The sequence below is a fragment of the uncultured Limosilactobacillus sp. genome, from assembly GCF_934202235.1.
In the GTDB taxonomy this organism is placed as follows: Bacteria; Bacillota; Bacilli; order Lactobacillales; family Lactobacillaceae; genus Limosilactobacillus.
The window spans coordinates 20,676-31,551 of record NZ_CAKPXS010000014.1; the positions used below are offsets into that span (position 1 = coordinate 20,676).

Annotated in this window: 14 protein-coding genes; 13 read left to right on the plus strand and 1 reads right to left on the minus strand. The window is 46.4% G+C overall.

What is annotated here, in order from left to right:
• The first annotated feature begins 9 nt into the window (after window positions 1-9).
• The 13 genes from Q0E49_RS03510 to Q0E49_RS03570 all read left to right on the plus strand — a co-directional run bounded on the left by Q0E49_RS03510 (window position 10) and on the right by Q0E49_RS03570 (window position 9,777).
• Entirely contained in the window at window positions 10-864 is an 855-nt protein-coding gene (locus Q0E49_RS03510; protein WP_295746575.1) for a hypothetical protein, read from the plus strand.
• 76 nt (window positions 865-940) lie between these two features.
• A complete protein-coding gene (locus tag Q0E49_RS03515; RefSeq protein ID WP_295746576.1) occupies window positions 941-1,687 on the plus strand; it encodes a YebC/PmpR family DNA-binding transcriptional regulator in 747 nt (248 codons plus the stop codon).
• Window positions 1,688-1,792: 105 nt separating this feature from the next.
• The gene (comGA, locus tag Q0E49_RS03520; RefSeq protein ID WP_295746577.1) at window positions 1,793-2,770 is read left to right on the plus strand and encodes a competence type IV pilus ATPase ComGA; all 978 of its coding nucleotides are present in this window, start codon (window positions 1,793-1,795) and stop codon (window positions 2,768-2,770) included.
• Complete coding sequence (gene comGB, locus Q0E49_RS03525; RefSeq protein ID WP_295746578.1) at window positions 2,685-3,773, plus strand: competence type IV pilus assembly protein ComGB; 1,089 nt, start codon at window positions 2,685-2,687, stop codon at window positions 3,771-3,773. The genes comGA and comGB overlap by 86 nt, the downstream gene beginning before the upstream one ends.
• A 1-nt stretch (window position 3,774) precedes the next feature.
• On the plus strand, window positions 3,775-4,074 hold the full coding sequence (gene comGC, locus Q0E49_RS03530; protein WP_295746579.1) for a competence type IV pilus major pilin ComGC: 300 nt from the start codon (window positions 3,775-3,777) through the stop codon (window positions 4,072-4,074).
• Window positions 4,071-4,481: a type II secretion system protein gene (locus Q0E49_RS03535; RefSeq protein WP_295746580.1), complete on the plus strand. Its 411-nt coding sequence runs from the start codon at window positions 4,071-4,073 to the stop codon at window positions 4,479-4,481. Before comGC ends, Q0E49_RS03535 begins: the two co-directional genes overlap by 4 nt.
• Window positions 4,459-4,758 (plus strand): hypothetical protein, encoded by a 300-nt coding sequence (locus tag Q0E49_RS03540; protein WP_295746581.1) that lies wholly within the window; start codon window positions 4,459-4,461, stop codon window positions 4,756-4,758. The genes Q0E49_RS03535 and Q0E49_RS03540 overlap by 23 nt, the downstream gene beginning before the upstream one ends.
• On the plus strand, window positions 4,758-5,240 hold the full coding sequence (locus Q0E49_RS03545) for a prepilin-type N-terminal cleavage/methylation domain-containing protein (RefSeq protein ID WP_295746582.1): 483 nt from the start codon (window positions 4,758-4,760) through the stop codon (window positions 5,238-5,240). Before Q0E49_RS03540 ends, Q0E49_RS03545 begins: the two co-directional genes overlap by 1 nt.
• A 251-nt stretch (window positions 5,241-5,491) precedes the next feature.
• Window positions 5,492-6,514: a class I SAM-dependent methyltransferase gene (locus Q0E49_RS03550; protein WP_366509533.1), complete on the plus strand. Its 1,023-nt coding sequence runs from the start codon at window positions 5,492-5,494 to the stop codon at window positions 6,512-6,514.
• A 22-nt stretch (window positions 6,515-6,536) separates the two neighbouring features.
• The gene (locus Q0E49_RS03555) at window positions 6,537-7,739 is read left to right on the plus strand and encodes an acetate kinase (protein ID WP_295746584.1); all 1,203 of its coding nucleotides are present in this window, start codon (window positions 6,537-6,539) and stop codon (window positions 7,737-7,739) included.
• A 71-nt stretch (window positions 7,740-7,810) separates the two neighbouring features.
• The gene (locus Q0E49_RS03560) at window positions 7,811-8,419 is read left to right on the plus strand and encodes a metallophosphoesterase (RefSeq protein WP_295746585.1); all 609 of its coding nucleotides are present in this window, start codon (window positions 7,811-7,813) and stop codon (window positions 8,417-8,419) included.
• 21 nt (window positions 8,420-8,440) lie between these two features.
• Window positions 8,441-9,004: a YutD family protein gene (locus Q0E49_RS03565; protein WP_295746586.1), complete on the plus strand. Its 564-nt coding sequence runs from the start codon at window positions 8,441-8,443 to the stop codon at window positions 9,002-9,004.
• Window positions 9,001-9,777 carry a TIGR01457 family HAD-type hydrolase gene (locus tag Q0E49_RS03570; RefSeq protein WP_295746587.1) on the plus strand — a complete coding sequence of 259 codons (777 nt, stop codon included), beginning with the start codon at window positions 9,001-9,003 and terminating at the stop codon, window positions 9,775-9,777. The genes Q0E49_RS03565 and Q0E49_RS03570 overlap by 4 nt, the downstream gene beginning before the upstream one ends.
• Before the next feature lie 44 nt (window positions 9,778-9,821).
• On the opposite strand, the gene Q0E49_RS03575 is transcribed toward Q0E49_RS03570, so the two are convergent.
• A complete protein-coding gene (locus Q0E49_RS03575; protein WP_295746588.1) occupies window positions 9,822-10,475 on the minus strand; it encodes a VTT domain-containing protein in 654 nt (217 codons plus the stop codon).
• Between the last annotated feature and the right edge of the window lie 401 nt (window positions 10,476-10,876).

Consider the following 10,876-nt stretch of genomic DNA (forward strand, 5'->3'; position numbering starts at 1 on the left):
TGATGCCACGTGACTTCACGTGAGGAGTATCGACAGCAGCAGTCTGCTGCTCAAAATCAACAACATTATAATAAGCCGGTCGCTCCACGCCGGACGCACTGGAAGACGGTGATTGGGCTGGCGGCGTGTCTGTGGGTCTTGCTGGTCTCGTTTTGGCTGTACCGGACAATTCTCAGTAAAGAATTTGCTGCCGAAGAAGTGAAGCAAACAGTAGTTGCTGACCAGCTTAACCAGGAAGTCGATAACGTATTGGCAAGTTACGCCGTTCCCCGTTCAGTTCTGACTAAGCATGAATCAGTTAAGCTGGCTCGGCAAGCGGTAAACAATGTTTATGATAATCAGGCGATTGACGTCGACATGTCGGCGGTGACCAACCGGTTAGAGTCGTCAGTCAGTAGCCTGGCTGGAAACTATGGGGTGGATGTCAGCAGTGTTGCCGGTAGTTCACTTAATGCGCTAACCAATCAGCTTAATAGTGCGGTCAACCAGCGATTGAATACCCAGCATGTGAAGACCTTTACTAAGCAGCTTCACCTTGCCAAAGTGATCAATGTTGCAGCGCTGGCGATTAGCGGCATTTTAACGATTGTGCTGCTAGTTTCTGCGTTGGTTAAGCGTAATTTGATCCCCATTGTTAGTTGGTCACTGACGATTGTGAGCTTGCTTGCGGCTGGCTCCATCATGGTTTCTGGGAGTGTGGCTAGACAGGTTTCGCGAGCAGTACCGGACTTTAGCAGCTCGATTATCTCTGTCTGGAGTGATGTTGCGCAGTTCGGCTGGCACCTGGTCATTTTGGCGGTCGTTTTGGCTGCGATGTGCTGGATTGCGCGAATTATCGTTGCTCGCCGCGGAAGTCGTGGCTAAGCCTTGAATTTCGGCTAACAATCTGATAGAATTTTCCGTGTTTGTTATTAAATCATTTAGAAAAGAGGAGTAAGCAATGTCAGGACATTCAAAATGGCATAACATTCAGGGGCGGAAGAACGCCCAAGATGCCAAGCGTGGCAAGATTTTCCAAAAGATTTCACGTGACTTGTACCAAGCCGCTAAAGCAGGTGATCCTGACCCAGCGAACAATCCTCAATTGCGTTTGGTCATGGAAAAGGCTCGTGCAGCTAACATGCCAAAGCAAAACGTTCAACGGGCGATCGACAAGGCAACCGGTGCTGGTGGCGCTAACTTCGAAGAAATTACTTACGAGGGTTACGCACCAGGTGGTGTGGCCGTGATGGTCTTTGCCTTAACTGACAATAAGAACCGGACGGCTGCTGCAGTGCGATCAGCATTTACCCATGCTGGTGGTTCACTGGGTGCCAACGGTTCAGTTTCGTACATGTTTAACCGTCAAGGACTCATTGAAATTAAGCGTGAGGGACTTGACAAGAGTGAAGATGACGTTCTGATGGACGCCCTTGACGCTGGTGCCGACGATATGAAGTCGACGGATGACATGTTCCGGATTTTCACCGCACCGAACAATATGACCAGCGTTCGTGATGCCCTCCAAAAGGCCGGCTACGATCTGGAAACTGCTGAAGTGACGATGATTCCTGAAAACAAGACGAAGGTTCCTGCCGACAAGGTTAAGCAATACAAGCACCTGATTGATGAACTGGATGCTAATGATGACGTGGCGGATGTTTACGAAGCAGGTTTTATTGACCCAGCCGACGACACAGACGAATAATTGTGAAGCCATTCATTAGACCGTGGATTAAATTCCACGGTCTTTTTCTATTTGTCACATTTAATTCAGCAAGCATTGCCGTATTTCCTAATTAGGAGGTGTCACATGGACCCAGAATTGGAACGATTGTTAGCCCAATTAGTCCATCAACAAGCAGCTGATCTTTATTTTTTACCCATGCGCGAAGGGGTTCGCATCTTGGCAAACGTCAGTGGTCAACGGGTGGCAATTAAGAAAATACCGACAAAGATTGCCAGCCGCTGGATCGGCCACCTTAAGTACCGTGCGAATATGTCCGTGACGGAACACCGGCGACCGCAAGCTGGTGCAATCCGGCTGAAAGTTGGGAAGACGATGGTTGACGTCAGATTATCAACAGTCGGGGATTACTGTGATCGGGAGTCGTTGGTGGTGCGCTTTATCTATCGTTTGATTGATCAGGCATATTCGTTGTTGGTTCCAGAACAATGGAAAGAGCTGACGACCGCCGCCCAAAAACGGGGGTTGCTGTTGTTTGCTGGACCCACCGGGTCCGGAAAAACCACCACGATGTACCGGCTAGCTCGCCGACTGGATAGTCAAGTGATTATGACTATTGAAGATCCCGTTGAAATTGAGGAGCCATCATTTTTGCAGTTGCAGGTGAATGAAATGGCTGGAATGGGCTATCAGGAGTTACTAAAAGTCGGACTGCGACACCGGCCCCAAGTCTTTATCATTGGTGAAATACGTGACAAGCAGACAGCGATGATGGCGGTTCAGGCATCTCTGAGCGGCCACCTCGTAATGGCGACAATTCACGCGCGTAGCGCAGCAGGGGTGGTAGCAAGGCTTTGTCAGTTGGGAGTTGATGATTATGCTATCGACCAGGCAGTTAGCGCTGTTGCCTATCAGCGGCTATTGCCGACGATTAACGGGCATCTAGCAGTGCTCTTTGATCTTTTAGTAGACCAGCAGGCAAGAAACGTTATTTCAACCGGGAAAGGGGGTGCGGTGAGTGAACAATGGCGTCAAGACCTTGAAACGTTGGTGGCTGGTAAGGTTATTTCGCCGGAAACGAAGCAGCAATTCCTCTACGGCTAACGAACATCAGCAAATACGAACACGACAGCTTGCCCGTTGGTTGAGCCTCCTGGGCGAGCTAATGAAGGTCGGCTTTTCGCTGCAGCAGGCAGTTGCCTTTACGACACGTGTACTTCCGGCTTGTCGTCGCCAGCTACTAGTCGTGGAACAACGTTTAAAAAGTGGACATTCTTTTTCTGCTGCAGTTCGACCGTTTGTCGGTGTTGACCTGCAAGTTCAACTTTTATTAGCGGAGCGGCATGGCAATCTCGCGCAGACACTGGACGAAATCGGTAGTTTCTTAACGGCCCAGCAACGACAGCGACAAAAGCTCATGGCCTTATTACAGTATCCGCTCTTACTTTTACTGATGCTGGCGGGGTTGCTGGTGGCCTTGAAAATATTTGTTTTTCCAGAAATCAAGTCGTGGCAATCAACGACGGGAAGTAGCTGCTGGCAGTGGGTTCCCTGGCAGTTAATCGTTTGTTTGCTGATAACCACCACTGGCGTTGTGGCCATTTGCGAATTTCATCGCTGGCAAAAGGCAGACGCCAACGGTCGTGCGGCTCGTCTCTGCCGGTTACCAGCAGTGGGAAAAATGTTTCGCCTGTATTATAGCTACTACCTCATTAGCAATTTGGCAGTGATGCTGAATCACGGTCTCTCGTTAAATGAGTGCTGTCAGGTGACGAAGCAGCTTGATCAACGGTCGCTATTATCATGGTGGGGAAAAAGAATCTCACAAATCGGCAGCAATGGCGGGAATATTCTTACCGAAGTCCAACATTGTCGGTATTTGCCGCGGGAGCTATCGTTATTTTTTGAACGGGGGCTACCCGTAACACAACTGGCGGGGGAATTATCGGCTTACCATGAGTTGTTATTTCAGCAATTACTGTCCACGACTGAAAGGTTGTTGGTCTTTGTTCAACCATTGTTGTTTATCTTGGTGGCAGTGTTGATTGTTGGAATGTATTTGAGTATCTTATTGCCCATCTATCATTCACTGCAGGGGGTGTACTGAAGTGAAAAAACGCAAAGCTTTTACTTTGATTGAAATGGCCATTGTGATGTTTATCATCAGTTTGCTGATTTTAATCGTTTTGCCTAACTTAGCGTCACAACGGAAAAGGGCAGTGAAAATGCACGGCAATACGATGGTGACGGTGGTTCAAACTCAGTTAGACCTTTTTGAAAACGATACAGGTAAAAAGGCGACTAGTTATGATCAATTAGTCAAGGTGCACTATTTAACCGCTGCACAAGTTAAAAAAGCCCATGATGAACATATTGCAGTGAACAATGGTCAGGCACGACAAGAATGAAAAGAAGCGCGTTTACCCTTGTTGAAACGGTGATTGTGTTTGCTATTGCGCTATTGATCATTACATTAACTAGCCCTTCATTAACTCGGAGTCGCCAGTCAGCTGCGGAAAGGCAGTTTTTTACCCGCTTAAAGTCGTGTTGGGACCTGGAGACAAACCGGGCTCGTAGCGAGAAGCGTCGGTTGAGCATTTATGCTAATGGCCGACAGATGAATGTTGGCAATAAGGTGATCAAACTACCAGCAACACTTTCAACGCCTAATTTTGCGGTTCTTAATGTTGGTGATGATGGTTTTACAGCACCCCATACGAGGGTCCTTTATTCCAAGCTTGATCGCAGTAGGTATGTGATGAAAATCCAAATGGGGTGGGGAGGTTATCGGATTGAAAAGGTTAGTGGCTGGTAAAAGATCCGCATTTATTCTTGCCAATGCCGTTATTGCTGCAACGTTAATCGTGATGGCAGTTGTTTGGCTGGGACTGTGTGAAAACCAGTTGAAATTGCAGCGGGAAAAAATGCGGACTTCTTTGCGAGCGGCAAGGGTGGCCAAGGAGGCTACTGATCATGCGGCAGTCGACAATCATCGCCTTATCACAACTGACCACGACCTGGTAGCAACAGTTAGCAGGGAGCAAGTCGTCGTCACACAAGCAGGAAAGATCATTTACGAGGTAAGGTACTGATGAACCATCGTCATAAGGCTTTCACCCTAGTGGAATGTGTGCTTGGTTTGTTTGTTATTGCGATAGTGATGACTGGTTGTTATCTACTGACCAGTTGTGCCGGTAGGATTAGTCGTCAGCAGCTTGAACAACCGGTTGCTTGGTATCAATTTTTAAACAAGCTAGAAAGTGACCACTGGCGCTTTTCCTTGCTGACTGTGGAACGAAGCGGGCGAAGAATGCAGCTACTGAGTCAAAGCAACGGTGAAACCTACCAACTTTTGGTCAGCGGTTCGGGGATGATTTATCTGCGCAAGATGAAATCACCGACCAGTGCGAAGGGGTACTTGCCGCTTTATGGTCCAATAGAGAGCAATGGCTTGGTGTTGAAACGGCTCGATGAACGACGGGTGAAAGTGCAGGTGAAAAGACATGGTCAAGCGCTTCAGGAAGCAACGCTATGTTTTGCTCCGCCAATGGGGACGTTGCCGACACAGAGGTGAAGTGATTCTTACTACGATTCTGACGCTGGCCTTTATTAGCGGGGTCTTAATTTGCCAGTATCGCTGTTTTCAAATGGAACAACAGAATTACCGACAGGCCGAACGCCAGATGCAAATAGTGATTCGCCGTAATTTAGCGTCGCTTAATCACGAAAAAGACAGGATAAACCGGGATGATGAATGAGGAGGTCGCTGCTTGAATTTGCGGTTGAACATGATAAACTTATTTCGTACTACAAATTAGGTGAGGAGTGACAATCCTGACGCAACAAAAAGCAGAAGATCTATTTCTTCATTTTGATAAAGCAACACAGCTTCTCCAACATTCGTTAAAAAGTTCATACTTAGACGCGCTATTGGAGAACGCAGAAAACTTAGTTGATGACGGCCAAGTTCAAGTTGAAGATGGTAAACCGAATCCGGCAGAAGTCAAGCAGCTAGTGGCAATTTACCAGACGTTAAACCTTGGTCAGCAGTCGGCCGAAGATATTCGTCGAATGCTGCAATTTAGCCTGCTAAAGGTCCTCCGCCAGGATTCAATTCAGGCTAACCACCAGTTGACTCCAGATTCGTTAGGCATCATTATCGCCTATCTTTTAGAGCGAGTTGCCCAGCCTAAAGGCAAGGTAACGATTCTTGATCCAGTTGTTGGGACAGGCAACTTGTTGACTACTGTGATGAACCATCTCCACCAAGTAACTGGTGAACCGGTGGAGGGTTACGGAGTTGATAACGATGACAGTATGCTTGCAGTTGCCAGCGTAAGTACGGCTCTTCAAAAACTAGCTGTTTCACTATATCATCAAGACGCGGTGGAACCACTGACAGTTCCGCAAGTCCAACTGGCGGTAGCAGATTTGCCGATCGGCTATTACCCATTGGATAAGAATACTAGAAACTACCGGACACAGGCCGCTAAGGGTCATTCATATGCTCATCATTTACTGATTGAGCAAACTATCAACTACCTTGTTCCTGGTGGGTGGGCAGCCTTCTTAGTTCCAGCAAATATGTTCCAGACGAAAGAAACGGCTGGGTTTGTGAAGTGGATTCAAAGTGTCGCTCATATGCAAGGATTGTTAAATCTCCCGACTGATTTATTTCATAATGAGGCAGCGAAGAAGTCACTGCTTTTGCTTCAAAAACAAGGTGGGGGCAGTCAACAGGCCGGCAAGGTCCTCTTAGGAACGTTTCCACCATTTAATAAGCAGGCTGACTTTAAACGCTTTATTGGAATGGTTGATCAGTGGGTTGCCACAAATATTAAGAAGTAGTTGAAGGGAGTTAATTGACAACATGTCAAAAATTATTGCAGTTAACGCGGGTAGTTCAACCGTTAAGTTTAAGTTGTTTGCAATGCCGGAAGAAGAAGTTATTGCTGAAGGGTTGATTGAGCGGATCGGAACCGAAAAGGGCCACGCCAAGATCGAATATGATGGTCAAAAGCACGAAGACCAACAAGTCTTTAAGGACCATAAAGCAGCCGTGGACTACCTCTTAAAGCAGTTACTGGCCTTAAAGATTGTTGACAGTTATGACGAAATTTCGGCTGTCGGTCACCGGATTGTTGCTGGGGGACGTGATTTTACTGACTCTGCGATCATCAATGACGAAGTAATCGACAAGATTATGGCTGATGCTGACTTTGCGCCATTGCACAACCCGGCCGAAGTGGAAGGGATTAAGGCATTCCGGAAGGCATTGCCAAATGCCTTTGCAGTTGCTGTCTTTGATACTTCTTTCCACACCACGATGCCTGACTTTAACGCCCTCTATAGCGTTCCATATGAATGGAATGAAAAGTACGGTGCTCGTCGTTATGGTGCTCATGGTACTAGTCACCGTTACGTTGCTCAACGGGCAGCTAAGATGCTAGGGAAGCCGCTGGAAGACCTTAAGCTAATTACTTGCCATATTGGGGCTGGGGCTTCCATTACTGCTATCAAGAATGGTAAGTCATTTGATACGTCAATGGGCTTTTCGCCCTTAGCCGGCGTAACGATGGCTACTCGCTCGGGTGATGTTGACCCGTCGCTGGTGGCTTACGTTCAGCAAAAGCTTGGTGTTAGCTCAGATGAGATGATCGACATCCTCAACCACCAATCAGGTGTCCTTGGTATTTCTGGTGTTTCCGGAGATATGCGTGATGTCGAAGCCGGTGCTAACAAGGGCGACAAGCGTTGTCAACTTGCGCTGGAAATCAATGATAACCGAGTGGTTAAGTATATTGGTCAGTACCTGGCAGAACTGCAGGGAGCAGATGCAATTGTCTTCACGGCTGGTGTTGGTGAAAATGATAAGCGGTTCCGTCAGTCTGTTGCTGATAAGCTGGCATACTTTGGTGTTGCCATCGATCCCGAAAAGAATGACTGTCGAGGAGTCGAACGAGACTTGTCAACTCCAGATGCCAAGATTAAGACGCTGTTAATCCCGACTAACGAGGAATTAATGATTGTCCATGATATCCTTCGCTTGAAGAAACAAGCTGCTGCCAAGTAAAGAAATCAGAGATGTTAAGAACGGGTGTGGGGGTGACCTTGCGCCCGTTATTTTGAGCAGAGGTGGTTTTTATGCAATTTGTCACTGCGGATACCCATTTCTTTCACAAGGACCTGCTTGGAATAGATGATTTTGCACCGCGCCCTTTCACTAGTGTTAGCGAAATGAACCAAACCATTATTGACCATTGGAACGAGAAGGTTGGGGAAAATGATGTCGTTTACCACTTGGGAGACATTGCCCTATATTTCATTAAACCGCCCAAAAAAGCGTATGAGTCAATTTTCCAGGTGCTTAACCAGCTGCATGGTCACCTGGTCTTAATCAAAGGCAACCATGATTCACGAGCATTATTTAAGTATCTGGCACAACATAACTATGCCTACAACGGCCGCGCAAAATTTGAGTTTCATGATGTTGGTAAGCTAATTAAATATGATCATCGGCAGTACTACATGACCCATTACCCGCTCCTGCTGGGGATCGCACCACAGATTATTAACTTACATGGTCATATTCACCATAATTCGGTACCAATTAAAGAAAACATCAATGTTGGGGTGGATTCACCTGAACTTGATTATTTGGGTGAGAAAGTTCAGTTTGGGGCACCGTTGTCAATGGCAGAAGTTGAAAAAATGGTTGAAAGGAAGCGGGACGATTTCTTAAAAAGAGGTTAACTGCTAGTTAGGAGGGGTAGTTTGAACCGTTCAAAGATTCAAGAATATATTGATAAACGTGAGGCACAGCGAGAGTCAATCTATCATGCGGTTGTCCAAGACCAAACACATTTTACACTTAACGGACATCGTTACGAATTGGTGGCTAATTACCGCGATGGATTTGATGCTGACGCCTTTGCTGACCGCTTCAGCATGGTGTTGGCGAAGTACGACTATATTGTCGGTGATTGGGGATACAATCAACTCAGGTTAAGAGGGTTTTATGCTGCTCAACGTTCACACGTGAATGGGGAACGAAAAATCAACAACCTGGAAGATTACTTGTTTGAGGCTTGCAACTTTGGTTGTCCGTATTTTGTAGTTCATAATTTAGCGGTCAAAGAGCCACGTCAACATCACCACCATCACTCGCGGCGACGGAACAAACGTAAACGGGGGAACGCGGCGATTAAGACCCGTGTTGACAAGTTGACTCAGCCACCAGTTGCCCAGCGTCATCACCAGGAAGTAAAGACGGTTCGCCACGGACGTCATCGTCGTTTTTTGATGCGTCAACGTCAATCTAAGGGAGCAGAGAAATGATTAACGACTATCAGGGATATTTCATTGACCTCGATGGCACCACCTACAAGGGAACTGAACGAATCCCTGCCGCCGCGCGTTTTGTAGAGCGCTTACAGCAAGCTGGCAAGTTAGTAATGTTCGTAACCAATAACAGCACGCGAACACCAGCTTTTGTTAGTAATAACCTCAAAAAAAACCACCAGATTAATGTTGGCCCGGACAATGTTTATACGAGTGCCTTAGCAACCGCTGATTACCTGAAAAATGAATTGGCAACACCGGAAAAAAAGCGGGTCTATATGATTGGCGAAAGTGGGTTGGCTCAGTCTCTTCGCGATAAGGGGTTCGTGATCACAGATGATCGTCCGGATTTTGTGGTTGTGGGGCTTGATTCGCACGTTCAATACCACCAGTTTGAAGTAGCGACGTTAGCTATTAGGTCAGGGGCAGTTTTTGTGGGAACCAATGCAGATAGTAACCTACCCAACGAGCGCGGCATGGTGCCCGGTGCAGGTTCACTGGTTGAACTGGTCCGTTACGCCACCCAGGTTCAGCCAGTTATGATTGGCAAACCATCGCCAATCATAATGGAAATGGCCCTGAAAAAGAGCGGATTGCAAAAGGATCAAGTTATCATGGTTGGTGATAATTACAAGACGGATATTTCTGCCGCAATCAACGTTGGCATGGATAGTATGTTAGTTTATACTGGCTTGACAAAGCGTCGTGACCTAGTACATGTCAAAGTGCGTCCGACTTATGAGCTCAATAGCCTTGATGAATGGCAATAAAAAACCGCTAGCCTTTTGGGCTGGCGGTTTTGTGTGTTTAGTGGCTATTCTTCGTTAGCCTTGCTATTAAGACGGCTCCGGATGGCACCGACGATTGCCGGAATCAGTGAAATGCCAATGATAGCGATGATGATTACTGAGAAATGTTCTTGGACAAAAGGCAGATTGCCAAAGAAGAATCCGCATGAACAACAAAGAGCAACCCATAAGGTACAACCGATCAAGCTGAAGCGAATAAAGTGAGCATATGGGAATCCTGAACCCGCAGAAGCAAACGGTGCAAATGTTCTAATGATTGGCATGAAGCGGGCAAGGATAATGGCGGGAGCACCGTGTCTTTCAAAAAAGTGTTCGGTTTTCTCGAGACTCTTTTTATCAATTAGTCTACCGAAGAGTGAGTGGTTAGATAGGTTCTTGCCGATTCGATGACCGATGATGAAATTCAGCGAATCACCTGCGGCACATGCGACAAAGAAAAGGAGAACGAATAGCCAAATATTAAGGTGGTAACGACTATCAGCTGCGAGAGCACTGGCGGCAAAAAGTAGGGAGTCACCAGGAAGGAACGGAAGAATAACCGCCCCTGTTTCAATAAAGATAATTGCAAATAGAATTAGGTAGGTTGTGTCACCATATTGGTTAACGATCGCGATGAGATGTTTATCAATATGGAGAATGAAATCAATTAAAGTAGCCAAGATTAACTCCTTTTATATTGTATTGTTTTAGTTAACACGGTTGATTTTATCAACTTGTTTCAGCTTTGCCAAGGTATCTGTCATAGCTTTACGCTTTCTTGAAAAGCACTCATTCCAAGGGCTTGACTAGTTATCCCAAAAAAGGCAAAAAAAGTTTTGGACTTTTTGTTGACATTCGGAGAATTTAACAGTATAGTTAATAACCGTTGTCAGGGAGTTGTTAAACAACTTCATTCGCAACTGGCAATCGTTTGAGAGTTAAAAAAGTTCTTGACTTTCTCTTGAACCTTTGTTAACATTTTAAATGCTGTTGCGAAAGCAGCGGCAAGGTAGACCTTTGAAAACTGAACAAAGTTTCGACGAACACAAATGTGCAGGGTCCTTGATCTTCGGATCGAGGC